General features: G+C 48.2%; 23 protein-coding genes. 1 reads left to right on the plus strand and 22 read right to left on the minus strand.

What is annotated here, in order from left to right:
• Positions 1–81 precede the first annotated feature (81 nt).
• From ACKTT9_RS21060 to ACKTT9_RS21075, 4 genes are all read right to left on the minus strand, one after another.
• On the minus strand, positions 82–807 hold the full coding sequence (locus tag ACKTT9_RS21060) for a PIG-L family deacetylase (protein WP_407867466.1): 726 nt from the start codon (positions 805–807) through the stop codon (positions 82–84).
• Positions 804–1,115: a DUF1806 family protein gene (locus ACKTT9_RS21065; protein WP_407867467.1), complete on the minus strand. Its 312-nt coding sequence runs from the start codon at positions 1,113–1,115 to the stop codon at positions 804–806. The genes ACKTT9_RS21060 and ACKTT9_RS21065 overlap by 4 nt, the downstream gene beginning before the upstream one ends.
• 99 nt (positions 1,116–1,214) lie before the next feature.
• The gene (locus tag ACKTT9_RS21070) at positions 1,215–2,384 is read right to left on the minus strand and encodes an MFS transporter (RefSeq protein WP_407867468.1); all 1,170 of its coding nucleotides are present in this window, start codon (positions 2,382–2,384) and stop codon (positions 1,215–1,217) included.
• 38 nt (positions 2,385–2,422) lie between these two features.
• Positions 2,423–2,761, minus strand: a complete 339-nt coding sequence (locus ACKTT9_RS21075; protein WP_407867469.1) for a hypothetical protein — start codon at positions 2,759–2,761, stop codon at positions 2,423–2,425.
• 196 nt (positions 2,762–2,957) lie between these two features.
• Here ACKTT9_RS21075 and ACKTT9_RS21080 point away from each other — a divergent pair, with 196 nt between their 5' ends.
• Positions 2,958–3,842 carry an AraC family transcriptional regulator gene (locus ACKTT9_RS21080; protein ID WP_407867470.1) on the plus strand — a complete coding sequence of 295 codons (885 nt, stop codon included), beginning with the start codon at positions 2,958–2,960 and terminating at the stop codon, positions 3,840–3,842.
• A 66-nt stretch (positions 3,843–3,908) separates the two neighbouring features.
• Here ACKTT9_RS21080 and ACKTT9_RS21085 read toward each other — a convergent pair whose 3' ends face one another.
• The 18 genes from ACKTT9_RS21085 to ACKTT9_RS21170 form a co-directional block, all read right to left on the minus strand.
• The gene (locus ACKTT9_RS21085; RefSeq protein ID WP_407867471.1) at positions 3,909–5,141 is read right to left on the minus strand and encodes an RNA polymerase sigma factor; all 1,233 of its coding nucleotides are present in this window, start codon (positions 5,139–5,141) and stop codon (positions 3,909–3,911) included.
• Positions 5,138–5,488, minus strand: a complete 351-nt coding sequence (locus tag ACKTT9_RS21090) for a YciI family protein (RefSeq protein ID WP_407867472.1) — start codon at positions 5,486–5,488, stop codon at positions 5,138–5,140. Before ACKTT9_RS21090 ends, ACKTT9_RS21085 begins: the two co-directional genes overlap by 4 nt.
• Before the next feature lie 113 nt (positions 5,489–5,601).
• Complete coding sequence (locus tag ACKTT9_RS21095; protein WP_407867473.1) at positions 5,602–6,117, minus strand: DinB family protein; 516 nt, start codon at positions 6,115–6,117, stop codon at positions 5,602–5,604.
• Positions 6,118–6,280: 163 nt separating this feature from the next.
• A complete protein-coding gene (gene katG / locus ACKTT9_RS21100) occupies positions 6,281–8,470 on the minus strand; it encodes a catalase/peroxidase HPI (RefSeq protein ID WP_407867474.1) in 2,190 nt (729 codons plus the stop codon).
• Positions 8,471–8,748: 278 nt separating this feature from the next.
• Positions 8,749–10,443 carry a peptidase G2 autoproteolytic cleavage domain-containing protein gene (locus tag ACKTT9_RS21105; protein WP_407867475.1) on the minus strand — a complete coding sequence of 565 codons (1,695 nt, stop codon included), beginning with the start codon at positions 10,441–10,443 and terminating at the stop codon, positions 8,749–8,751.
• Positions 10,444–10,631: 188 nt separating this feature from the next.
• Positions 10,632–11,387 carry a cyclase family protein gene (locus tag ACKTT9_RS21110; protein WP_407867476.1) on the minus strand — a complete coding sequence of 252 codons (756 nt, stop codon included), beginning with the start codon at positions 11,385–11,387 and terminating at the stop codon, positions 10,632–10,634.
• 39 nt (positions 11,388–11,426) lie between these two features.
• Positions 11,427–12,671 (minus strand): serine hydrolase domain-containing protein, encoded by a 1,245-nt coding sequence (locus ACKTT9_RS21115; RefSeq protein WP_407867477.1) that lies wholly within the window; start codon positions 12,669–12,671, stop codon positions 11,427–11,429.
• A 12-nt stretch (positions 12,672–12,683) separates the two neighbouring features.
• Positions 12,684–13,550 carry a pentapeptide repeat-containing protein gene (locus tag ACKTT9_RS21120; RefSeq protein WP_407873090.1) on the minus strand — a complete coding sequence of 289 codons (867 nt, stop codon included), beginning with the start codon at positions 13,548–13,550 and terminating at the stop codon, positions 12,684–12,686.
• A 16-nt stretch (positions 13,551–13,566) separates the two neighbouring features.
• Positions 13,567–13,896, minus strand: a complete 330-nt coding sequence (locus ACKTT9_RS21125; protein ID WP_157320653.1) for a PadR family transcriptional regulator — start codon at positions 13,894–13,896, stop codon at positions 13,567–13,569.
• A gap of 182 nt (positions 13,897–14,078) precedes the next feature.
• Positions 14,079–15,299: a mandelate racemase/muconate lactonizing enzyme family protein gene (locus tag ACKTT9_RS21130; RefSeq protein ID WP_407867478.1), complete on the minus strand. Its 1,221-nt coding sequence runs from the start codon at positions 15,297–15,299 to the stop codon at positions 14,079–14,081.
• A 60-nt stretch (positions 15,300–15,359) separates the two neighbouring features.
• Positions 15,360–16,415: a tartrate dehydrogenase gene (locus tag ACKTT9_RS21135; protein ID WP_407867479.1), complete on the minus strand. Its 1,056-nt coding sequence runs from the start codon at positions 16,413–16,415 to the stop codon at positions 15,360–15,362.
• 20 nt (positions 16,416–16,435) lie between these two features.
• On the minus strand, positions 16,436–18,733 hold the full coding sequence (locus tag ACKTT9_RS21140; RefSeq protein ID WP_407867480.1) for a helix-turn-helix domain-containing protein: 2,298 nt from the start codon (positions 18,731–18,733) through the stop codon (positions 16,436–16,438).
• Positions 18,734–18,833: 100 nt separating this feature from the next.
• Positions 18,834–19,745 (minus strand): hypothetical protein, encoded by a 912-nt coding sequence (locus ACKTT9_RS21145; protein WP_407867481.1) that lies wholly within the window; start codon positions 19,743–19,745, stop codon positions 18,834–18,836.
• 22 nt (positions 19,746–19,767) lie between these two features.
• On the minus strand, positions 19,768–21,330 hold the full coding sequence (locus ACKTT9_RS21150) for an extracellular solute-binding protein (RefSeq protein WP_407867482.1): 1,563 nt from the start codon (positions 21,328–21,330) through the stop codon (positions 19,768–19,770).
• Positions 21,331–21,363: 33 nt separating this feature from the next.
• Complete coding sequence (locus ACKTT9_RS21155; RefSeq protein ID WP_407867483.1) at positions 21,364–22,188, minus strand: hypothetical protein; 825 nt, start codon at positions 22,186–22,188, stop codon at positions 21,364–21,366.
• 109 nt (positions 22,189–22,297) lie between these two features.
• A complete protein-coding gene (locus ACKTT9_RS21160; RefSeq protein WP_407867484.1) occupies positions 22,298–23,173 on the minus strand; it encodes a carbohydrate ABC transporter permease in 876 nt (291 codons plus the stop codon).
• Positions 23,174–23,191: 18 nt separating this feature from the next.
• Complete coding sequence (locus ACKTT9_RS21165) at positions 23,192–24,148, minus strand: ABC transporter permease (RefSeq protein ID WP_407867485.1); 957 nt, start codon at positions 24,146–24,148, stop codon at positions 23,192–23,194.
• 224 nt (positions 24,149–24,372) lie between these two features.
• Positions 24,373–24,798: an NUDIX hydrolase gene (locus ACKTT9_RS21170; RefSeq protein ID WP_407867486.1), complete on the minus strand. Its 426-nt coding sequence runs from the start codon at positions 24,796–24,798 to the stop codon at positions 24,373–24,375.

The following is a 24,798-nucleotide window of genomic DNA, read 5'->3' on the forward strand; positions in this document are numbered from 1 at the left end:
TTGTTTTTGTACACTTGGGTTTCAGAAAAACATTCGAGCTTTTGCTAATTTCTCCGTATATACTTGCCATAACTTAATGTTTTATCCAAGTGTAGGAATAAATAAATCATCATAATTCAATGTGGTAGACGCCCTATCTGCTTTCAAAAAGTATTCATAGTTACCGAATCTGGCTTTTGCATCTTGGTCGGGCAGCCATACCCATTCGTCTATTTCAGTCTGGCACCGATGGTCACGAAACGCGGCAAGCTTGGCGTCCAAGTGAGCATGCACATCGATTTTGACGACATCTTTACGGGAATACCCATATCGCTCAGGACGCTCCATCGCATCGCCAAACGTAATAAAATACAGGGCTCCTCGTCGATCTAATTGTTGAAAAGCAGCTGTCGTCGCTTTCCCTATAGCACAATGATCGGGATGACCACCCAGTTTTTCGTGAAAAGTAAGCACGACATCAGGGTCAATTTCTTGGATAATAGCCGCAATGCGAGTTGTCAAGCTATTCTCATCGACAAACTCAACGGTTTTATCACGGATATCCAAAAATTGCAACTTCCGGATTCCCAAGCTATCGCAGGCATTCCTCAGTTCCATTTCACGAGCATCTGCCATCGTTTCACGATTGAGGTAAGGCGGATTGCCCATACGTCGTCCCATTTCTCCGCGCGTTGCGCTCACAAGAGTAATGTCGACCTGTTCACTGGCGTATTTGGCAAGCGTACCACCACAAATAAACGACTCATCGTCGGGATGTGCAAACACCGCTAACAGCTTTTTCGATGATGTATGTTGTGTCATATTCATTCTGGAAACGGCTCCTTTCCTACATGCAGCGCAACATTCATCCGACCTCTGTCATCATAACCGGCCAATAAAAGACGACCATTTGCATCCTTCTCATAATGCGTGAGCGCTTCCATTCGGAGCCAGCCATGCCCGTCAAATCGGAGAGCGGCACGAAATGGACCTTCCCCCGCTATAAACGCATGGGTAACCTTGACCTTGAAATTGCGTACAAATACAAAGGACGTTGCTTCACTGTGAATATAAACATCATGACCAATGAAGGCTTGAAGCTCATCTTCTACTTTTGATCGGTTTATTGTAATCATTGCTTAGACTCTCTTTTCTGAAAGAATTTATAATCTATACCATCTCATCGTATCACAGCTCATTATTTAAATAAAATGCCGGTACGCCAGTCTTGTATCTCAGGCAGACACTTCCATTTCCAGTTTCTCCCCATCATTTGGCCGATAATAATACCAAAATAAAGCCACTGCTGCGATACAAATGATAGAACTGACCATAAATCCTGAGCGGATACCGAACCAACCGGCGTACAGTCCGCCTAACAGCGAGCCTAATGTACGGCTTATGGCGTTCATCGTTAATGAATTCATCATTTGTCCGCTTGCTTTCAACTCTTTGGGCACATGTGTACTCACATACTCAGCCAGACATAAGTAAAAGAGCATGAACGTCCCGCCATGCAGCACCCACGTCGCCAAATAGACGGCAGGGCTTAGTGTACCGCTGAACAACAACCATCGTACGGCGAGAATAATTCCGGAGCAGAGCAATATTTTAAAAATCCCAAACCTCCGATAAAGCGGTTGAAAAAACAGCATGAATGGAAACTGGCTGATCGAACCGATACTGACCCCAATGCCAATCAGCGCTGTGCTCATTCCCTGTTCTTTACTATAAACGGCTTGAAATGTCGTAAAAAAGCCCAACGTACAATTGACCACAAGTGTGTATAAGTAAATCAGAACAAGCTTCCTGCTGGTGAACAGCTGTTTCAGTTGGACCTTCGCCTTGTGCTGATGGCCTTCCACCTTAGGGATGCCCCAAGCCAGCAGGAAGGCGACGAATACGAGCCCGGAGAACAACGGGAACATATAATGCAGATTACGGTCCAGCAGCCAGCCGGCAATAACCGCCATCAAAGCATAACCGACGGATCCCGCTGTGCGAATACGCGAAAAGTTAAATCCCGACTTGCGGGAAATCTCCAGTGTAATTGTGTCACCCAGCGGGTTAATCACGCATTGGACGGCCCCGAACACAACTGTGCACGCAAATAACACCCAGAATTGGCTGCCTGCCGCCGGTAACGTCCAGACGAGAATTGAGGTGAGCAGCAGCGATATAAGCAGCAGACGGTTTTTCGATGCCGCTCTGTCGGCGGCCAATCCCCATCGCGGTTGAGCGATCATTGCGGTAATCGCTCCCGCTGTCGAGAGCAAACCAATCTGAAAATGATCAAGATTGATGTCGTTGTAATAAATAGGAATATAATTACTGAAAGCGCCTAGCGCCATAAAGACAAGTGAGTAATACATAGACATATATACATAGGTTGTTTTTCTTGCCATCTGATTTTCGCCTTCCTCATATGTAGTCGAAATCGCCGTTACACGGTAGTTACCGTGCTTTTATAGTAACATCTCACAGATTCAAACGCGTGCCAGGCAGCTGCTTCATAAATCATTTTATTTGGCAATTCTTGTTCCTGGAATACTAGATTCATATGATTTTCCAGTGTGTCCCTAATGCCACAAATCGTTTTATGAATGGAATCTATGTAAGGCAAATAATCTTTTAACAACTCTTGCGCTTTTTCATTACCCTCATGAATGACTAACATCGCCTCGTATTCTGTCACTTGATAGCATTCCTTCAAAATATCTTTAATTCCATCCAGTAACTCGTTGTATTCGTCCTCCTTTAGAGTCGATAAAGGGAAAGTCATTCTATGTCCACCTCCGTAGGTTATTGAGTCATAATCTTTGCAAGCCTCATTGCCACCCATAATGGCTACAACGTATAATTAGATGGTCTCGACATTCCTATCATAGCTTATTTTTTGGCTAAAATAGTTATCTTCTTCCGTCACAAAATAGCACTCAAATGATAATTTTGAAAAGCGGGTTGGATGGTGATCATCATTGAAAAACACAAAACATGTGGATGAACGTGCACAAGTATTTCATGTACTTAACAACCGGGGGGTAAGACTTAAATATAGGGCCGTGTCCTATGAATATCCCCCTATTACTTACCATTATCATAAAGGGATTGAGGTTTTGTTTGTCCATCAAGGAAAGGGAACCTTGACCCTTAACCGAAAGATTTACAATTTAGAGTCCGGCTGTGTCGTGATATTACAACCCTTCCAGCTGCATCGCATTCAATTTGATGCCACTCCTCAAAATCCATATGTACGAACCGTCCTAACCTTTGAACCCTCAATCGTTGCCCCTCATCTCAAAAACTTTACTGTACTGTCTCGTTTTTTTGATCAGGTGTGGAAAGAACAAATGACCAATCAGGTATTTCGTGAGGATCGGGATTCGACTTATATGATAGGCATTCTGGAAAGATTCAACGACCTGGTTACGGGGTGGAACGAAAAAGATGAAGACCACGAGACAGCGTCGATGTTGATTCTCAACATTTTAGACTATCTTAGCTCCTTGCACATTGGAGGATTTGGGGGCGTCGCACGTCAGGAAAGCCATGCTGAAAAAATAATGAATTGGGTCGAAGAGCATTTTACAGAGCCTTTTGACTTAATTGAATTAGCAAAGGAACTCCATCTCTCCAAGAATCATGTATCGCGGTTATTTCGGACCGAAACAGGGGGAAGCATCACTGAATACGTCATAGCACGTAGAGTGCGACAGGCTTGTTGGTTGTTGAAAACGGAATCAAAATCTATTGAACAAATTGGTTCAATGGTTGGCATACCTAATTTTCCTTACTTTTGTCGGATTTTTAAAAAGATTACAGGCTTTACGCCCATTCAGTATCGTAAAAGCCAGTTAAATTAAAAACAACAGGGAGCAGCTGCCATTGCGGCAATCTACTCCCTGCTTTCATTTCCACCGTAAAATCAATTAACATTCATTGGATTGCTTCTCCAGAAATGCTCGAATGGATGGATCCATGCACAGCCCGATAGCACGGCCGTAAAAGGCACGGGCTTCCTCGTATCTCTTCATCCTTTTGAACAAATGAGCGCGCAGCGCCCAATAAGGCTGATAACTCTTAACCGCTTCTGCCGGTATAGCATCCAACAGCGCTTTTCCCGCTTCTGCGCCGAACGCTTCAGCAACCGCTGCTGCGCGACCTACGATTGCGCCAATCGTTGGAGCAATGCTAACCAGCCCCTCGTACAGCAGCGCAATCTCTCCCCATTCCGTGCGGTTCGTCCAAGCTCGCTGAGCATGCACGGATTGAATTGCCGCCTCAAGCTGGAATCGCCCGATGCGGCTACCATTGGCGGCAGTGCGGAGGCAATGTTCAGCCTCCTCGATCATTCCGAACGACCAGCGAGAATGATCCTGATCGGATATAGGCACATAACCGCCTGCCTCATCGCGGCGCGCATAACGGCGCGCTTCGCAGTGCAGCATGAAAGCCAGTAATCCCAGTGCTTCGGGTTCCCCTGGCATGAATCGTACAATCAGCCTTCCCAGAAATATCGCTTCTTCGGCAAGCCCCTTCCTACGAGGATCAACGCCGGCTATATCCTCCCAACCGCTTCCATAAGCTGCATAGACAGCTTCAAGTACGGCTCCAAGGCGCTCCGGCCATTCATCCTCACCCGGCAAATCGAATTTGATCTCATCGCTCTTTATTTTTGCTTTAGCACGAGTGAGCCGCTGACCCATCGTTGCCGGTTTAACGATGAAAGCAGATGCAATGCGGGCCGCGTCAAGGCCAAGCACAAACTGGAGCATAAGCGGCGTGCGCACAGCAGGATCGATTTCGGGATGCGCGCAAATAAACAGCATCTTCAGACGTTCGTCAGGGAAAGGCATCTCGTTTTCGACTCGCTGCCGAGCATCTTCTGCTAGGGATAGCAAAGCATGCTCGGCGCCGGCTTGCACGCGGGCATGTCGGCTGCCATCGATCAACCGACGTCTCGCAGCCGTAAGCAGCCATGCTTCAGGCTTGTCCGGCACTCCGCTCGCCGGCCATTTCACCAACGCGGACAGAAATGCGTCCGCAAGTGCATCCTCCGCTGCCGCCAGGTCACGCCAACGGACAGCAAGGAATGCAACCAGACGGCCGTAGGATTCTCTGGCCGTCTGTTCAATTATTTGATGAGCTTGCCTATCGCTCATTTTGTAATCGGTTTGAGGTTGGGACGAACCTCAACTGAGCTGCCGGGACAACGCGCCGCCCATTCCAATGCATGGTCCATATCCGGCACGTCTATGATGATCAGACCGCCGATTTGCTCCTTCGTTTCCGTGATCGGGCCATCCTGAACAAGCAATTCGCCGCCGTTACGGCTTAGTGTAGTCCCCGTCTCAGGGGATTGGAGACCTGCGCTGCTTACAACAATGCCGGATTCACGTAAAGCTGTGACATAATGAGCCCAGCTTGCTGTATAAGCCTCCTTGTGTATCGGGTCGGTACGTTTGGCGAAATCCTCTGTTGTTTCATACATGATCAGTGTGTAATTCATAGTTACTGCTCCTCTCAACGTTCATCTTGGAATAGCTTCTTACCGTCTTCACCATAATGACGAGCCAGATCACACAATTTCTACATCAAATGAAAAAAAATTATTATTTCGGGCTATCTTATCCCTGCCTCCGCCAGTTTCTCGTCCAGTATTTCTTTTTGGCGCAGATGATGCCTGCTGTGCATCCCAACCATCTCAAACCAATCACGTGCGTTCAGCCAGCCAAACCAGCCGTGGCGAACTTTGCATGCTGGATTCGCTTCCTCTACGCGGCTTGTCCAGTTGGCCAACATCACTAGCACTTGCTCTAGTCCGGCTACGATTTCATCTTTAGTGTCGGGATTTCTTGTCTCATTCGGCGGTTGGTCAAGTTTCACACGGATGTTTGGCCACTCTTTTTCCGCAAACGCTTTCAATCCATCCCCTGTCTTATCTTCAGGCTCTTCCCTTGTTGCCTTCGTGCACGTTTCAATATGTCCGATATATTCTTTTGCCACTTCAATTACATGGATATACATTTGCCCGATTGACCACACGTTTTCCTCACTTTTATATCGCAACTGCTCTATCGAATATTTGTCCAAATTCTCCATGTATTGTTGGATAATAGCCGCACAACTGTTCAACATCCGGATCCACTCCCCACTATTCACATTTTTTTACAATCTACTTGGATCATACGAACAGACCGTTCCGTTGTCAATGCAAATATGAAGCCCGGCTCCTCGGTAAATTAAAATAGAAAAAGACCCAACCAAGTTAGTAGAAAACTTGGTTGAGTCTTTTAACTCATTACTGAGTATTAGCTAGCTCATAACGATCTGCATTCATTACTTTTACCCAAGCTGCAATAAATTCACGTACGAACTTCTCTTTGTTATCATCTTGAGCGTAAACTTCAGCAATGGCACGTAGAATAGAGTTTGATCCGAATACAAGATCTACGATCGTCGCCGTACGCACGACTTTACCTGTCTGACGATCAGATCCTTCATAAATGCCTCCACTAACAGGCTTCCATTGTACTCTCATGTCAAGCAAATTAACGAAGAAGTCGTTCGTCAGTTTGCCTACCTGCTCGGTGAATACGCCATGTTTTGTCCCATCGAAGTTTGTACCAAGAACACGCATACCGCCTACAAGCGCAGTCATTTCTGGCGCAGTAAGGTTAAGCAGATGTGCCTTGTCTATTAGGAGTTCAGCAGCATTTACACTGTAATTCTTCTTCTGATAGTTGCGGAAACCATCGGCCGCCGGCTCTAGTACGGCGAAGCTTTCTACATCCGTTTGTTCTTGAGTGGCATCGCCGCGGCCAGGTGTGAAAGGAACCGTTACATCATAACCTGCATCACGTGCAGCTTTTTCAACGGCAGCGCTACCACCTAATACAATCAAGTCAGCCAAACTTACTTTCTTCTCAAGTTCAACCTGGATCGTTTCCAAAATAGCAAGCACTTTACTAAGTTGTGTAGGCTGATTTACTTCCCAATCCTTCTGAGGAGCAAGTCGAATACGGGAGCCATTCGCACCGCCGCGCATATCCGTACCCCGGAAAGTGCTTGCCGAAGCCCACGCCGTTGTTACCAGTTCGCTGATTGTAAGACCGGAGTTTAGGATCTTTGTTTTAAGATCTTGAACTTCCGCATCCGTTAATTCGATGTTGACTGCATCTACAGGATCCTGCCAAAGCAGTACTTCTTCAGGAACTTCCGGACCTAGGTATCTTACACGAGGACCCATGTCTCTGTGAGTGAGTTTGAACCACGCGCGAGCAAAAGCATCTGCAAATTCTTCCGGATTCTCATGGTAACGGCGAGAAATCTTCTCATATGCCGGATCTTCGCGCAATGCTAAATCCGCTGTCGTCATGATCGTCGGAACGCGAATCGATGAATCTTCCGCATCCGGTGCGAGGTGCTCTTGATCAGGATTTATCGGAGCCCACTGATAAGCGCCTGCCGGGCTTTTCGTAAGCTGCCATTCATATCCAAAGAGCATATCGAAGAAGCCATTATCCCACTGCGTCGGATTCGCAGTCCAAGCACCTTCAATACCGCTGGTAATGGTGTCACGACCTCTACCAGAGCCGTGCGTATTGATCCAACCTAAGCCCAGAGCTTCAACTGGAGCCCCTTCCGGTTCTGCCCCCACTTTGGCAGCATCTCCTGCACCGTGCGCCTTCCCGAATGTATGACCGCCCGCTACGAGTGCAACGGTTTCTTCATCATTCATTCCCATGCGTTTGAACGTTTCACGAATGTCGCGTGCACTTGCAACTGGATCCGGTTTGCCGTTCGGTCCCTCAGGATTCACATAGATCAGACCCATCTGAACAGCGGCAAGCGGATTCTCAAGCTCACGATCGCCCGTGTAACGTTTGTCCCCCAGCCATTCTGTCTCAACACCCCAGTAAATATCTTCTTCAGGATGCCAAACGTCTACTCGTCCGCCACCGAAACCAAAGGTTTTGCCCCCCATAGATTCAATTGCGACATTACCTGTTAAAACGAATAAATCCGCCCACGAGATCTTATTGCCATACTTTTGCTTAATCGGCCAAAGCAATCGACGGGCTTTATCGAGGTTTCCATTGTCTGGCCAGCTATTCAGAGGAGCAAAACGCTGGTTTCCGGTTCCGGCACCGCCGCGACCATCACCCGTACGGTAAGTACCTGCAGCATGCCAAGCCATACGTATGAAAAATGGACCATAATGTCCATAGTCAGCAGGCCACCAATCTTGACTGTCTGTCATTAGATTCTTAAGATCCTGCTTAACCGCTTGGAAATCTAACTTTGCAAACTCTTCTGCGTAATTAAAATCCGCACCCATCGGGTTTGATTTCTGATCATGTTGATGAAGTATGTACAAATTGAGCTGATTGGGCCACCAATTTCTATTCGTCGTACCGCTTGATTTGTGACTAGTTGCGCTGCCGTGCGGAAACGGGCATTTGCCTTCGCTGCCGGAAGTCAAATCCATGATATCACCCCTACAATAATTAATTTTAAATAATAATTGTTCTAAATACAGTTATAAAGCTAATTGGAATAAAAATCAACTTTTTTTTGCTAATCGATCCCTATTCTTGTCCTAATTCATACATATGAAGCACGTGTGAAAATTAGTATCTCATCACCTGTTCATCAGCTTTACTTTCCACACGAATCTCCTCGCCTAGGAAGTACAAAAAAGCTGCAGCACCTTGTCCACAGCTTAGGAATCTTTAGATCCGAATCTGAAAGGCAATACTTTACGTTTCATCCCAATTGAACTGGTTGAACCATTACTAATATTTGATTTGGTCCCGTGCGCTTCATAACTCGATATCCTGCGGATGAAGAGGTAGCAATCCCTTCATCATTAGGTTTGCAATACCCCTTGGGAAGGCATGTCCCGTCGTCTCGAACAAGAATTTGTCCTAATAGGCCTACGGCAACCCATTCCAGCCTCTGCGACCTTGCTTTGTAGCTTTGCGCAGCATTATATCGGGGATTAATCCGCGGCCGGCTTTCTATTCGTTCGGGAATGATAACTTTACCTTTGTTATCGACCACTGCAGGAACGAGAACATTTTGCAGTAGAATCCTGCCCCATTCATCCGTCATAAATTTGTCCTTCCATCTCAATTCACCGCTATTTGCCAAGAAAGAAGGATTTGCACTCGTTATGCCTAACAAATAATGATCATTTGATTTCGCTTTTCGTATTCGATCGCCTTCTCCATCCAAGGTCACCATGTATCCGACATCGATTGGCTGACCATCCATGGTTTCAAACATCTCAGCGAAGTCAGCACCGCCTCCAAACCAACCGACATCCGCAAAACCTTTCCCATTATTTAAGCCTGAACCAATAATTTTGGCCGCCAAATTGTTTCCGGTTCCATCATCATTAAATCCATTGGCTAAAAACCAGGAGAAATCACTGTCTGCTTTACCGGTTGTTCCCATAATATGGGCACCTATATGTCCATTAGTGCTTGTCTGTATTCCTTCCGAATGAGAGGCCGTACCACTGGACGTTGTTAGTATCCCCTCTGCATGAGAATTTAGTCCACTTGCTATCGTACCGGCACCTTCGGCATGGGAGACAGGTCCACTGGCTTGCGTCCCATTCCCTTCCGCATGTGACGCAACACCGCTTGCTATCGTAGAACTTCCTTCCGCATGCGATGCTTCTCCGCTTGCCGTAGCTCCTTCTCCTTCTGCATGAGAAGCCACTCCGCCAGCCGTTGTACCTTGACCTTCCGCATGTGAGGCAATTCCACTTGCTGTTGTTGTAAAACCTTCGGCATGCGATGACCGCCCACTTGACGTTGTTAACCGCCCTTCGGAATGTGAAGCTTGTCCGCTTGCCGTTGTATTAAAACCTTCTGCATGGGACGCATCACCAATGGCTCTAGCGATTTGTCCTTCGGCATGTCCAGCGAAACCACTTGCTGTTGACTCCGCACCTTCGGCATGGGCACCATCCCCGCTTGCTATGGCAACTATCCCTTCCACGTGTGCAGCCAAGCCACTTGCTATATTGCCAAGACCTTCTGCATGGGAAGAATTTCCGCTTGCCAGATTAGGGAAAGGTCTGCCGATCGAATCCACACCTCCACCTTCTACATGGGAAGCTCTTCCACTCGCTGTATTCCCTTCACCTTCCGCATGCGCATTTATCCCATCGACCGTTGTTTTGGTTTGCGTACCCTCCGTGTGTGAGGCTAAGCCATAGGCAACTGTTTTGGATCCCTCGGCATGGGAAGCGAACCCGATCGATTTCGTGGAAGAACCCTCGGCCAATGAACACGGACCTAAAGATTGCGCATTACAACCGGGAGCAAACGCCGGTCCAGGGGGGCCTTGTGGTCCACGAGGTCCCGGAATTCCACGAGGCCCTCGAGGTCCTGCTGGCCCTGGAGGACAGGGGCGGCATTTATTTTTTTCTTTATCTTTATGCGACATAAGCCACCTCCAAAAACTACTAAATAATACATTCTATTTTCTAGCAGCAAAGGACGCATCCATCACTTGCAGGTGGCGACTAGTGGAATTTCCTGAATTTCTTGCCTATCTTTCAAAAAATAATAGACCCACAGCAGTAGCTGAGGGCCTAACTAGAACGCACGGTGCTTTACACGCGGCATGGTATTTTATTCAAAAATTGCAACTGGCCTTGCCCATCCGGCACTTGCTCGCTCGATCTTCACTGGAAAGCAGGACACTTTGAAACCATAAGGCTTCGGCAGTTGATCCAGGTTTGCAAGTTTTTCGATCTGGCAATACTCCCGATCCTTACCTAAATAGTGGGCTGCCCACAGGACACCGTCTCTTGGTTGATTTCGGTAATCCTCGGCTTGCAGGTTCAATGGAATATCCCAGCCCCAGCCATCCGTCCCAACAACCTTAATTCCGCATTCGAGCAGCCAAAGTGTCGCTTCAGCTGAAACACCAGCATGCAGGAACGCATAATGCTCGTGGTACAATCGTTTATCTGCATCACTGCGAATGAGTACAATATCGAATGGTTTTAAAGTATAGTTAATCCGCTTCAACTCTGTGATGAGATCATCTTTCGTGATTTCATAACCCGGCGGCTTACTGCTGAAATCAAGCAGCACGCCATCTGAGTAAAACCACTCCAACGGAAGCTCGTCAATTGTTCTGGAGGGTTTACCTTCCGATGTAGGCCAGTAATGCCATGGCGCGTCCACATGCGTCCCCGAATGCGTATTTAATGTTACTGTCTCTGTAGCCCATGCCTTCTTTTCTGGAAAATTCTCAGGTGAGAGCCCGAGCGCCGCAGCTGCTTGGATTGCTCCCTCTTCATGGGTGGAGTATTCAATTTTAGCTGGAAGTGGTTCACGAATTTGGGGACTGATAGGAACACTTAAATCATAAAGTTTCATTATACTTCACACCTCATATTGTTCAATGAATTTAAACTATCAATCCTCAATGGCCTGATATACCGTGGTCCAGAAATCATGGATAACCCTCGCTGAATCCGGAGTTGACATGCCCACCTGAGTGAGCAGGATTCCGGTGAGTTGGTTGACTGGATCAGCGTAAGTCGAGGTACCGCTTCCGCCGTCCCAGCCAAATTGGCCGATGGGCGCGTAGTCGCCACGATAAGTGCGTACCGCCATCCCAAACCCCCAGCCGCCATGCTGCCCTTGCCCGAATGACAAATGGACATTGTTGGTCGCCATGGCGTTACGGACGGCTTGTTGCTCAGGTGTGAGCCGGTTGGTGGTCATCAACTGGACGGCAGGCCGGGATAGAATCCGTTCGGTCCCGTGTTTCCCTTGATTCAGCAGCATCCGGAAGTAGGCGTGAAAATCGTCGACGGTTGAGGTCAATCCGCCTCCGCCACCCTGGAACGCTGGATTCTGGCTGTAGCGTCCGCCTTTGGCTTCGTCCCACACATTGAACTTGCCAGTTTGCGGATTGGGCGCGTAGAGGGGCGGCATCCGATCGATTTTATCGGCAGGCACGTGGAAGCCGGTATCTTTCATGCCAAGCGGATCAAAAATGCGTTCGCGCAGGAATGACTCAAACGATTGCCCCGTGACCCTGGCGACGAGCACGCCGAGCAGATCGTTGCTGATGTGGTACTGCCAGCGCTCTCCTGGCTGATACATCAACGGAAGTGCGCCGAGACGGCGCATCCACTCATCCGGTTCGGGCATCGGCGTCGGCAGATCGGGCGTAAGCCCCTGCTCGAAGATCGCACTCAGAATCGGTGTGCCCAGCAGCGTAATATCCATGCCGAGCCCGAATGTGGAGGTCAACAGATCCCTTACCGTGATCGGCCGTCTCGCCGGCACCGTATCGTCCAGCGGGCCGTCGACTCGTTTCAGTACCTGTCGGTTGGCGAGTTCAGGCAGCCAGGCATCTACCGGATCATCCAGCCGCAGCCTGCACTCGTCAAGCAGGATCATCACCGGTGCGACTGCAACCGGCTTGGAAGTGGATGCCATCCGGAATATCGTGTCCCGGTTCATCGGTGCTCCACCGTCATGGCGCATCGTACCGAGTGCTTCGACGTGTGTCTCACCATTCCGGCTGACGAGAGCGACAATCCCTGGAATCTTCCCGGAGTCAACATGCCGTGCCAGTACATCGTGCAATCTAATTAGTCCTGCCTTGGAGAAGCCGCTGTTACTTTGTCCCGTTATGATCCTGTTCATTTGGTTCCCTCCTTATCGAATAGTAACCTTGGATACATCCGCTCCCATACCTTTAAGCGCCGCATACGTCAGTTTATCCATCGTTGCGCCGTCGAAAATAACGGTTTTGATCATCCGATAGTATTTATTCGTGAGACTAAACCCGGGCTGGAATGAAACATTGTTAAATGTAGCGCCCCTGAATGAAACTTCGGTTAAAGCTGCTTTGTCAAACTTAACCCCGATAAACGTCTGACCGTCAAAACGCTGCCGGGTGAGATCGGTATATTTGAAATCAACTCCCTCAAATCGACAGCCTTCAAAAATCGTCTTTCGAAGATCGGTCATCGATAACGTCACATCGATTAGTCTCACGCCTGTGAACTTGGCACCGTCAAGCCCTGACTTGCTAAAATTGGTTCGTTCAAGAATCGTCTTATCAAAGCTTGCATTTGACAGGTCCAGCGCGTCCAAACTGCAATCCGTTAAATTCGCGCCGTCAAAATTGGCTTCGCGCACATCACTGGCCTTAAACGAACTGCCCGTTAAATCGGCGCCGGAAAAGTCGGAACCGTGCAGTGAGCTGCCTTTAAACTGTCCTTTATGCGCCTTAACGCCTGCAAAATCGCTTTCCGCCAAGTTGCTTCCATTAAAGTTTGTCAGCACTTGCCGTTCCAGCGAACGGGAGAGGTTGGCGACCTCCAGAATCGTTTGCTCGATGTCGCCGATACTTTCAATGGTCATCGTAAACGCTGTTTCATCGTCCTTGCCATCCGCTTTGAGTTCACGGTATCGTTCTTGCAAATCGGTATGCAGGTCGTCTTTTAATTCGGAGACGCTTTTTACACCATCGTATGGCGTAAAAACGCTGTTCAGATAATCCGTCAATTTGGGATTCATCATATCAAATCTCTCCTCATACTAAGTTTTCTAACACGCGTTTGGCATACTCCCAGTTGCTTTTGTTGCGATCATAAGTGTTCTTGCCCTTTTCCGTTATCCTAAAATATTTACGCCGTCCGCCCTGTGACTCATCGCCCCAATACCACTCGATGTCACCATCTGCTTCTAGCCGCCGGAAGCTGGAATACATCGTAGCTTCCTTCAGTTCATACTCGCCGCTCGAACGCTCGGCGATCAGCTTGACAATCTCGTAACCGTAACGATCAGCTTCGGACAAGAGCCGTAAAATCATCGTATCCGTATGTCCGCGTAACAGGTCGGATGTGATCTTGTTCTCGCTCATACAATCACCTCCATGACTGTATAATAAATCATATTACTATGTCTGTCTAGGTACTATTTTGATTGCACTACAAATGTCCCTTCCTCTTACATGTCACATCACAAAAAAAGGCCACCCGATAAATCCCGGATGGCCTTTTTTTCACTTATAGACGCTGCCAGTATGGGTAACCAGCGACTCAATCAAATCTGTAAAGCTCTGCGCAGCAAGGCATTCACCGTCGCCACGTCCATACCGAGCCCGGGGCCTTTCGGCGCATAGATGACACCGTTTTTGGACTCCTTCGGCGGAGAGAACAGAAATCCGGTCGTCTTAACGCCTGATTTGTCTTCCTGGAACTTCCCAATGTTCGGGATGTATGACGCATAGTGCAGCACGTACACATAACCGAACCCTCCGGAAATATGCGGGGTAACCGGAATGCCTTTCAGCGCTGCCATTCGAGCGATACGCGTATTGCGGATAAAGCCGCCGTTGTACTGCAAATCCGGCTGGATAACCTGAGCGGCATCGTTGTCGATGATCCAGCGGAAGCGACGCATGCTCGTCTCCTGCTCGCCAAAAGCTAGCGGAATCGCCAGATTGTCGGCGACTTCCTTCGTGTCCTCCAGATGCTCGAACGGACACGGTTCTTCATAGAAGAAGGCATCGATCTCTTCGAGCATCTTGCCGTATTCAATCGCGACCGGAGGATCGTATGAGCCATTGCCGTCGGCATGGATGGCGATGTCATCGCCAAATTCACGGCGCGCCATATAGATTAGTCCCTCCGAGCGGCCTGCGAGGGAGTCGGCATTTTTGCTCATACGGCCGCCAACCTTAAATTTGACCGCCTTCGCCCCTGTTTCAGCCATCCGTCGCTGCAGCACCTCGATCTCTTCTTCCGGTGTTGTGCCTCGGTTACCGCTAGCCACATAAATCGGCACTTCTGAGCGAATAACGCCGCCCAGCAAATCTCCGATCGGCTTGTTGGCAATGCGTCCCAACATATCAAGCAGACTCGCCTCCACCCAGGAGATACAGCACCATAACGCAAGACCCGATAGCTTGTAATTGCTCTCATAAACGTAGACGCCGTCTAGCAACTTCTCTAAGTCGCGCGCATCCTTGCCGATAAAATACGGGATGATCAGCTGCTTCAGCAGCGGATACAAATATGCAGCCCGCTCACTGGCTACCGCTACCCCCTCGGAACCGTCCTTGGAACGTGTACGCAGAAAATACAGCCCATTGTTAAACAGCAGCTCCAAGGATTCGATGATCACAGGACTTGTAATCTCATCCACATTCAATACCTTGGAATTTGCCGCTTCTTCCAGTTCCGCAGTGGAAACACGGCTGCCAACCTGTCGCTCCGCACTGTCGAGATACAAATAAGATAAATTACGATAGGGTTTGCCCATAAGAGATTACCTCCTGAATTGATTTTGAAAATGCGTTTCAAAAATTACTATTAATCTTCGTCACTTTTTTAATCGGCGAATAATCTCCGATGTCACTTCTCGCGTAGTAGCCGTACCGCCGATATCCTTCGTTTTAATCCCGGCATCCGTTACGTTCTCGACAACATCCAGCAGATGCTGCCCAAGCTCCTGATAGCCGAAATGGTCCAGCATCATTTTGGCTGTCCAGATCTGACCGATCGGATTGGCAATGCCTAGTCCGTAAATGTCCGGTGCAGAACCATGAACCGGTTCGAACATCGACGGATATTTACCGTTCAGATTAATGTTGGCGGCCGGGGCAATGCCGATGCTCCCCATAATGGCAGCTCCAATATCGGTTAAAATGTCACCGAAAAGATTACTCGCCACGACAACGTCAAACACCTGCGGCTTTGTAACAAAAAAAGCTGCCAACGCATCAATATGCGTTGAAGTTGTCTGAATGTCGGGATAATCTTTGCGCACATCCTTAAACACTTCGTCCCAGAACGGCATCGAGTAGACGATACCGTTAGACTTGGTGGCGCTGGTTACATGTCCTCGACGTTTACGGGCAAGTTCGAACGCATACCTCATCGCCCGCTCCGTGCCCTTGCGTGTAAACACAGCGTTCTGGATGGCAATTTCATCATCGCCTTTGTGGATGCGACCACCGATTTCACTGTATTCTCCTTCACTGTTTTCCCTTACGACAAGAAGATCAAATTCTTTTGGATGAAGCAACGGTGAAGAAAGACCGAGGAAATATTTGGCTGGACGGATGTTAATCACCTGCTGAAATTCTCTGCGGATTTTAATGAGCAAGCCCCATAAAGAGATATGATCAGGCACTCGCGTTGGGTCCCCAACAGCTCCGAGAAACACAGCTTCGAAGTTTTGAAGCGTTTGCAATCCATCGTCAGGCATCATTTTGCCATGCTGTTCATAATAATCGCAGCTCCATGGGAAGGACTCAAACTGAAACGAGATTCCGCCATGAACCTCTGCAACCGCATTTAGTACCTCCAGAGCCGCGGGAACAACCTCCTTACCGATACCATCTCCCGGAATAACCGCAATTTCAAACCGTTTCATAGCTTAATCCCCTTCGCTGTTTATTGCTTGAATGTTCGATATTGCATGTTAGTAAGCCGTTCCTCCCGGTAAGCCCCCGGGGTGATCCCAACCAACTTGCGGAAGGATCGGATGAAGTTCTGAGAATTATTATATTGAAGCTTCAGGGCAATTTCCGATACTTTCATGTCAGTCTCTTCCAGCATTTCTTTTGCCTTCAACAGACGATATTGCAGCAGATAGTCGCTGAAGCTGATCCCAAGCTCCTGTCGCAGAACCTTGCTGATGTAGCTCGGATGATAGTTAAGCAGGGTGGAACACGACTCCAAGCTGATTTCACTGTCGAAGTTGCTATGAATCAGCTGAGTGACCTCTTCGGAGATCGATTTATGCTTCGTCCGTCTCTGCTCGTCATAGACGAGAATCATCGGCTCGATCAACTTGTTTCTGAACCAATGCCGCACTTCATCCACGGATGATAGCGCATTCAATTGCTCAAGAAGCGGAGGCTCCCCTTCGGGAAGATCGATCGTCGCACCTCCACTCTCCTGCTGCAACCAGATCAAGTTGACGAATAACCTCGTGACGGCAATTTGATAATCATTATAGTTATGATACTGACGGGAAATTTCCTCGAAAAACTCGTTTAACAGTTCCTGTGACTTGTCCCGATCCGCCATTTTGACCGAATCGCGAATTTGCCGCTCCAGATCCTTCGGATATATTGTCGTCACATGATGGGCCGGTTGGACGTCATCGATGTGCAGGATCGTCTTTTGTCCATACATCACCCGGTATTTCAACGCATCTATCGCTTCCTTATAGGCTTGGTTGGCATACCTCAACCCGTCATAAGACCTGCTGATTCCAATACTAATCCGCAGCTTTAAATATTGCTCGAGGGTATCCTGTACATGTTTAGCTAGCGAATAGATATAAGTTCGGAAATCCTCAGTCGAGCCCGGTTCCTCAAAAACAAGCGTTACTTGCGACGACTGCAGCACAATCGGCAGCAACCGCTGAGCAGACGGGATGAGATCGCTGACCATGTTGTTGATTGCAAATAACAGCAGCTCACTGTCCCGCTCCTCGTAACGTGTACCTTTCAGCGTATCCATCTGAATCGTTAGCACCGCCATGCGCCGACCGGCTACGTTCATGCCGCCAAGCTTTTCTTGAATTTCGGACGGTTTGAAATCTCCGCGAACGAGCTTTAACACATAATATTCCTCAAGCTGGCGCGTATGGCTTCTGAGTTGATCGGCCATTTGCACTTGATCACTGCGCATTTTCATGAACCTTTCATTGATGATACGAAATTCATCTACGCGTTTACGTTCCGGATCCTGCTGTGAAAACAACGATAGATAAAGCCTATGTATGGGCGCATACATCCGCTGTGAGCCAGCCAATGAGATCAACACGGCAAGCAGCAGCATCGTGAAGCAAGTAGCTAAGATAATCCATCCTGTCCTTCGCGACTCGAACTTGATCTGTTCAATTGGAATCAAGGAAATATAGATCCAACCGTTAAATGAAGATCGTTGAAACGCCACACCGACCTGGGCGCCTCCGACCAACGACTCAAACAGGCCGGACTTTTCCTGATTTCCACGCAGTTTCCCGACAATCGTCTGTAAAGTTGCCGTATCGACCTTACTATTTTCACTTTGAGTCGTCAGTACAGCGTAATCTTCATCCAGGATCATCACTTCACCGAGCGTATTATTGTTGGCCAGGAAATGGCGAAGCTGCCCGCCGTTGATTTCGACGATCAGCATCCCAAGCGGTTTTTCGATAAAAGCGGGAACCTTTTTGACCAGACTGAATGTCAGGGTATTATCCGCATTTCGACTGCGAAGCAAGCTTGTTTTTTCCACGTTCCAAAACTTGTTTCGGTCGATGTGCAAATAATGGTCGATAATAGATGCCTTCTCGGGAGACAGCGGATTATAGCCTTCCGAATTTAAAATCCATCCCCGGCTAACATCAACCAGATGAACGTCCCTGACACCAACATCGAAAGTTTGCACTTGGGACATCGATCTTAACAAATTTTGGACAAGGGTAAATTGGGACGGAGTAATGCCAGTTTCCAGTGCCTCAGTCACAAAGGAGCTCTCCGAAAGTCGTTCGATTTGCAAATCCAGCGCACCAAGCACCTGCTCGATTCGCAGACGCGTCTGCTCTAGCACCAGCACATTACCGTCGTTGACTTTCTGTTGAATCGTACTAGACGTTTTCACATAAAAGAATAGTCCGAGCAGGATGATAGGCAGTGTGCTCACGCCTATCGAGAACACAATCATCTTTGTAAGGTACCGGTTGATTCTGAACATAATCCGCCCCCTCAGCCTTCTTCTCTTGTTGCACGCCATCATTATACTACACCGGACCGCCTTATGGGCCGAGCCGGTGCAGCATAATTTCAGGGAGAAGTTAAACCGCCAGACCGTCTCTGCCTTTTTTGCCAACATCGAGTTGGTCCTTCAGCGTCTCTTCATCTATTGCTCCAGTAAAATAGCTGCTGGCGCTCATGAGATAACCAAACCCCATTCGAACGGCATGGCCATAGTGGCTCGTCGGCTCCGCCTCGAAGGCTTCATCGATCTCCTTCTGAGACGGTACCGCACCTTTGCGCAGCTCCTCGCACAACCGCAAGATGGCATCTTCATTGCTGTAAAAGTTCGTATCCGTAATAAAACGTTGAGTCTTGGTGGATACCGGCGTGACAACCGCTTCGGCATAGCGGTCCAGATGGATGACTTGCTCCTGATGTTTGGCGTGCAGCTTGCTTAACCACCCGTCCCGATCCTTCGTCTGCGAAATGAACGTCTGGAGTCCCAACAGGGACTGCTGCCAGATCGAGCGGTAGGCATCCGTAACTCCGCCTATATCGATCACACCCGCTGCGGACAAGCTCTCCAGCTGCTTTTCGAAATGAGCTGTCCGATAAGGGAATGGCGTATTCCCATTGCCGTCGTACAATTTGCGAAAAATAAATGCATCATGATAGATGCTGCAATCGGTCGGGAATTCGCGTGACTCTGGCTCCGCTTCGCGAAAAACGACCTTCATTTGCCGATCAGCTGCGCGATGGCACAGCCAACCCAGTACAAACGCGAGCTTATATCCGAGCCGGTCATTTTCATTGCGAGCAGGCCAGATCGTTCGGTATTTATCCAACAGGTTGACTGTAAATTTATCACCTGAACGCGTTACGCTGCCGAATTGGATAAATCGGATATGATCCTTGCCAGCCTCCTTAAAAGCGCTGCAAATACGTTCCGATGCGAGCATAAGGTTAAAGCAATCTTCCACGACTGCGGTATGGGTTACATTCTCCGACATCGCTCATCCTCCGTATATTGGTTTATTTCCCTTTGTTAGGGTCAGCTTGATAATCCTTGTTCAACTCTTCCAGCACTTTATCGCCTCCGGACTTACGCCAATTATCAAGCGCAGCCTTCCAGCCAGCTATGTCGATCTCCCCCATAATGTACTTAACACGGGCATCGTTAATAATTTTATCAAGCTGCGTACGCTTCGAATCGAATGTCGGCGAATTATAAGCTGCTGCCGGGTTTGTTACAAATATACCTGGTACGGCGCTTGCTTCTTTTTTGGCTGCTTTATATTTGCCTGTATATTTATCGTACGTTCCTTCCATCGCGAGCGAGCCGTCTGAGACCTGCATAGCTTGCTGCAGCTGAATGACCTCTGCTGCATACTTTGCCGATTGTTCCGGCGTCCGGTCTGCTTTACCGTCTTTCACGGTATAATGAATGCCTTCCGCGCCCCATTCGAAAATGTTCTGTCCTTCCGGAGTGGACAACTTATCAAAATATTGCAGAATCCGCTTCAAATCGGCTTCGCTTTTCACCGTCTGCTTCGGAATGACGAAGCTGCCCGAAAGTCCGCTGTCCATCAGCAGCTTGGTGCCATTTACTCCTTTCAGAATACTGGAGGTATCCATTTCTGCCTTTGGATTGATCTTGAATAGCTCCGAGTGACGGGAGATAAAGTCATTGTCCCCGAGGCGGAAGCCGAACAATCCTTTGTTGCCGTTATCAATGTTCTGCACTCGCTCGGCAATGGCGAAGTCTTGATTGATCAACTTCTCCTGGTAGAGACGTTTGTACCAGTTCATTGCATCTACAAAAGCTTGGCTTTCATGTGCGGGGACAACCTGGTCGTTTTTAATCTCCCACACGTTACCTCCACCAGTCGCTGCCAAGATGAGCTTGAATCCGCGTATGCTCTTCTCTTCAGCGAGGCCGATCGTATCATTTTTTCCATTGCCGTCCGGATCCTTTGTAGCAAACGCCTTGATGACTTCATACATCTCATCTAGGTTTGTCGGAGGTTTCATACCAAGCTTATCCAGCCAATCCGTGCGATAGATCATGCCGTCCCCGACCAGGGAACGAGCCCGGTTAATTTGATAGTATTTTCCGCCAACCGCTGTGCTCTTAAGCACTTCCGGATTTAACGCCTTTTGCAAGTTCGGGTAGTCTTTGAGGTAAGGTCCGATTTCCCAGAACTGGCCGGCTCTCATGGCATTTTTGATATTGGATTGCACCGGGGTTCCGATTAGCAGGACCATCGGCAGCTGCCCGGAAGCAATCGTGGCGTTAACCTTCTCTTCGTACGTACCGTTCGGCACCCACTGAATCTGCAGATCCGTATTGGTGAGCTTCTCGACCGCTGTAATAATGGGGTCATTCTCTTTCGGCGGCTCTGACAGGACGGACAGATTCATCATCGTAATGACAAAAGGCTTATCCTCTTTCGCTGGTGTCGTGCTCTCAGCAGTGCCCTGCTGGCTCGTTTCTGACGCCTTCGGAGGAGTGCTGCTGCAGCCGGTAAGAGCGGCAGTAACGAACAAACTCCCTACAATCCCCATTATGCTGGACTTCCTGATAAGATTAGCCATGAAAGATCCCCCTTAACTTATTGTGGTTTATTTTTAAACCGCCAGGAATTCGTCGAACGACCTTAAATCGCTGGAACCGGTAAAAAATGCATTTGCACGGTGCAGGCTGTTAATCGCCTGATTCAAACCTCGTGCATACTTGCTCCGTGGTTCGGCGGAAAGCGCCGCTTCAATTTCGCCCTGAGAAGGCCGCACACCGCTGCGAATAGATTCAGCCAACCGGATCAACGCATCCTCTTCGTCATAGATTCTCAATGTATCGACATTCCGCTGTACCTTCTCTGAATCGGAAGCGACTACCGCGCTAGCCAACTGCGCCATGTGCCCCTCCCATTCATGCATCATCTCATCCAGCCGATCAAACCATCCCTCGATGTCATCAACATCCGGGACGAATGTGTGCATCTCAATAAAAAAGCGCTGCTGCATGACGCTGAACAACTCGGTGAGCTCCTCACGACTGATGCCTGTGCCGCCTACATATCGCTTGCGGAACAGCTCAGCGTCCTGATACAACCCTGCCTCCGCTGATTCCGGAGTCAAATGCGCCCTCGCTGTACGATGAGCGATCCATCCAAGCGCTAAAGCAAGGGAAGACTCAGCCTCTGTCTTGGGGACAAGCGGCGCCGAGCGAAAGCCAACCTCCTCCTTCACGGTGCGATGGGACTCCCAATCGTCCCTAAAGCGAGCCAGAAGTTCGATTGCAATCCGATCATCCGAACGTGTCAGGCTGCCGAATTGGGCAAACGTTCGGTGCGTCGTACTCACTTCTTTAAAGGCTTCGCAAATATCCTCCGAAGCGTTCATAATATTCAAGCAATCATCCACAAAGGCAGTCCGGATTAAGCTCTCTAGCATGATTCATCCTCCATTAGTTCATATTGGAATTCCTGTTTATGGTAACAAGTCCCCATCAGGTGGTGAGCGTTCCAACACTCGTCCATTCAGCATGAGCCCCTCCTTGAATTTAGCCTTTGACCGATCCGATTAATGCCCCTTTGGCAAAATGCTTTTGCAAAAATGGATATACACAGAGAATCGGAACAGTGGAGATGACAATCACAGCCATTTTGATTATTTGTCCTGGCGGTACGATGTAGTTGGAGTCGAACGTCGCAGAATCACCGAGTCCTCCGGATGAAAGAATGACGATCTGCCGCAGCCATACCTGGATCGGCCATTTGTAGTTATCGTTAATATACAGAATGGCTGAGAAAAACGAATTCCAATGATTAACCGCATAGAACAGCGAGAACGTTGCGATAGCCGGCAATGACAGCGGCAGTACGATTTGCCATAGAATGCGTAGATCGTTGCAGCCATCTATTTTGGCGGCTTCCTCAAGACCGTCCGGCATCTGCTGGAAGAAATTTTTGATTACGATCAGATTGAACGCACTGATGGCTCCGGGAAGCAGCAGCGACCAGAAGGAATCGATCATACCCAGCGATTTCACAACAAGAAATGTCGGAATCATGCCCCCGCTGAACAGCATCGAGAAAACGACGCCGAGCAAAATGACTTTGCGTCCGTCCAAATCTTTGCGAGACAACGGGTACGCCATCAGGCATGTGAAAATCAAATTGATTAACGTGCCGGCAATCGTAATAAAGATCGTAACGCTCAAGCTCGTCAGCAGCACCGGTGTTGAGAAGATGTATTTGAATCCCTCCAGGGATAATGTATGGGGAAACAAGACCAGCTTACGGCTGATATATTCCTGTGGCGAGGTAAACGCACCACCGACCACATAAATGAATGGCAGGATGGTCACTAAGCCAAACAAGCCCAGAAAGGTGTAATTGAAGAAGTCAAACAATTTGCCGCCAAGCGATTCCTTCATATCGATTCCTCCTTCTTCCTAATAGATGCCTTCCTCGCCTGCTTTTTTGGCAAAGTGGTTGGCGCCAACCACCAATACAATGCCGATGACCGATTTGAACAAGTTCACCGCTGTTGAGTAGCTGAAGTCCCCTTGCTGTATACCTCGCTCGTACACATAAGTCTCGAAGACTTCGCCAACCTCGCGGTTCATCGGGTTTAACATGAGGAATATTTGCTCGAAGCCAACATCCAGAAATGAACCAAGCCTTAAAATTAGCAGTACAACAATCGTGCTGCGGATGGCCGGTAACGTTACGTGGATCATCTGTTTCCACCTTCCGGCACCATCGATCTTTGCAGCTTCATACAGCTGCGTGTCGACGCCCGCAAGTGCTGCAAGAAACAGAATCGTTCCCCAACCGGTTTCTTTCCATATCATTTCGCCAATGATAAACGGCCTAAACCAGTTTTTGTCCAACAGCATGTTCAACTTCTCTCCACCAAACGATGCGATCATTTCGTTAAGAATACCGCCTTCTGTTGTAAACAAAATATGGACCAATCCGACCACGACGACCCAAGAAATGAAATGTGGGATATAGATGAGACTTTGTACGGTTCGTTTGAACACTTCCTTACGAATCTCATTGAGCATAAGGGCAATAATGATAGGTAGCGGGAAGAAGAAAAAGATGTTGTAGATTGCGAGAATAAACGTATTCTTGAATAACAGCGCAAACTCGGGCTCGCTGAAAAATGTCCGAAAGTGCTCGAAACCGATCCAATCACTCCCCCAGAACCCGGTAAAAGGCGAATAATCCTGAAATGCGATCAGCACCCCCCACATCGGCGCGTATTTAAAGATAAGGAAATACAGGACACCCGGAGTAAGCATGTAATAGAGCCAGCGATTTTTGAGCAGTCTTTTTTTTAGCACGGTTGAGGTTAAAAGAGATTCTCGTTTGATGCCGGCGTCCACTGTCGTTGCCTTCATGAGAGACGACCTTCCTTTCTGCATGGTGCGTTTGAATAAAATGATCATAGCATCGTATGGAGTAACCGGATACAATCATCAGAAAGCCATTTGTATACGCTTACAATACAGGTGTTTTTAGCAGCCAATAATCATTAGATAACATCGGATAATCATTAGAAGACATTTTTTATTAGCAAAAAAAGACCCCCAGCACTTGGCTGCGGATCACATTTCTATTGGGTTTAACAATCCTTAAGTGGAATAGAGAATTCAACATAAAATGGATGATGTTCTTCATTCAAGCAATACTCAATTCGTTGTCTGAAATTCCCCCACGTTACCATCTCTAATGCTGTTTCAACTGGAAAAAATCCCACTTCTAAAGACTCGGCTGTAGTGGTTAATTCTCCTCCGGTTGGTCTTCCTAAAAATAACGTATTACAAATGCTAGCGTTCACATTTTGAAAAACGCCGCAAAATTTGGTTATCTCAATATCGATTCCGCTCTCTTCCTTTGTTTCCCTTATTGCCGCATCCTTCAGGGATTCACCCTCTTCAACTTGGCCTCCCGGCATTTCCCATCCTCGTCTCGGTCCTTTTATCAATAGAATTTCGTTGCGTTCATTTATGACAATGGTTGCTGCTGATACGATATGTTTTGGAACCAT

The sequence above is a fragment of the Paenibacillus sp. P36 genome, from assembly GCF_045866505.1.
GTDB lineage: Bacteria > Bacillota > Bacilli > Paenibacillales > NBRC-103111 > Paenibacillus_E > Paenibacillus_E chondroitinus.

Bases quoted from the DNA above. Each gene is read 5' to 3' on its own strand.
- ACKTT9_RS21165 (WP_407867485.1), bottom strand. From the start codon at position 24,148: ATGAAGGCAACGACAGTGGACGCCGGCATCAAACGAGAATCTCTTTTA.
- ACKTT9_RS21085 (WP_407867471.1), bottom strand. From the start codon at position 5,141: ATGAGCGATAGGCAAGCTCATCAAATAATTGAACAGACGGCCAGAGAA.
- ACKTT9_RS21135 (WP_407867479.1), bottom strand. From the start codon at position 16,415: ATGAAACGGTTTGAAATTGCGGTTATTCCGGGAGATGGTATCGGTAAG.
- ACKTT9_RS21170 (WP_407867486.1), bottom strand. From the start codon at position 24,798: ATGGTTCCAAAACATATCGTATCAGCAGCAACCATTGTCATAAATGAA.
- ACKTT9_RS21160 (WP_407867484.1), bottom strand. From the start codon at position 23,173: ATGAAGGAATCGCTTGGCGGCAAATTGTTTGACTTCTTCAATTACACC.
- ACKTT9_RS21120 (WP_407873090.1), bottom strand. From the start codon at position 13,550: ATGAATCCCAAATTGACGGATTATCTGAACAGCGTTTTTACGCCATAC.
- ACKTT9_RS21150 (WP_407867482.1), bottom strand. From the start codon at position 21,330: ATGGCTAATCTTATCAGGAAGTCCAGCATAATGGGGATTGTAGGGAGT.
- ACKTT9_RS21105 (WP_407867475.1), bottom strand. From the start codon at position 10,443: ATGTCGCATAAAGATAAAGAAAAAAATAAATGCCGCCCCTGTCCTCCA.
- ACKTT9_RS21140 (WP_407867480.1), bottom strand. From the start codon at position 18,733: ATGTTCAGAATCAACCGGTACCTTACAAAGATGATTGTGTTCTCGATA.
- ACKTT9_RS21070 (WP_407867468.1), bottom strand. From the start codon at position 2,384: ATGGCAAGAAAAACAACCTATGTATATATGTCTATGTATTACTCACTT.
- ACKTT9_RS21075 (WP_407867469.1), bottom strand. From the start codon at position 2,761: ATGACTTTCCCTTTATCGACTCTAAAGGAGGACGAATACAACGAGTTA.
- ACKTT9_RS21155 (WP_407867483.1), bottom strand. From the start codon at position 22,188: ATGCTAGAGAGCTTAATCCGGACTGCCTTTGTGGATGATTGCTTGAAT.
- katG (WP_407867474.1), bottom strand. From the start codon at position 8,470: ATGGATTTGACTTCCGGCAGCGAAGGCAAATGCCCGTTTCCGCACGGC.
- ACKTT9_RS21115 (WP_407867477.1), bottom strand. From the start codon at position 12,671: ATGAACAGGATCATAACGGGACAAAGTAACAGCGGCTTCTCCAAGGCA.
- ACKTT9_RS21065 (WP_407867467.1), bottom strand. From the start codon at position 1,115: ATGATTACAATAAACCGATCAAAAGTAGAAGATGAGCTTCAAGCCTTC.
- ACKTT9_RS21125 (WP_157320653.1), bottom strand. From the start codon at position 13,896: ATGAGCGAGAACAAGATCACATCCGACCTGTTACGCGGACATACGGAT.
- ACKTT9_RS21090 (WP_407867472.1), bottom strand. From the start codon at position 5,488: ATGAATTACACACTGATCATGTATGAAACAACAGAGGATTTCGCCAAA.
- ACKTT9_RS21060 (WP_407867466.1), bottom strand. From the start codon at position 807: ATGAATATGACACAACATACATCATCGAAAAAGCTGTTAGCGGTGTTT.
- ACKTT9_RS21110 (WP_407867476.1), bottom strand. From the start codon at position 11,387: ATGAAACTTTATGATTTAAGTGTTCCTATCAGTCCCCAAATTCGTGAA.
- ACKTT9_RS21130 (WP_407867478.1), bottom strand. From the start codon at position 15,299: ATGGGCAAACCCTATCGTAATTTATCTTATTTGTATCTCGACAGTGCG.
- ACKTT9_RS21095 (WP_407867473.1), bottom strand. From the start codon at position 6,117: ATGTTGAACAGTTGTGCGGCTATTATCCAACAATACATGGAGAATTTG.
- ACKTT9_RS21145 (WP_407867481.1), bottom strand. From the start codon at position 19,745: ATGTCGGAGAATGTAACCCATACCGCAGTCGTGGAAGATTGCTTTAAC.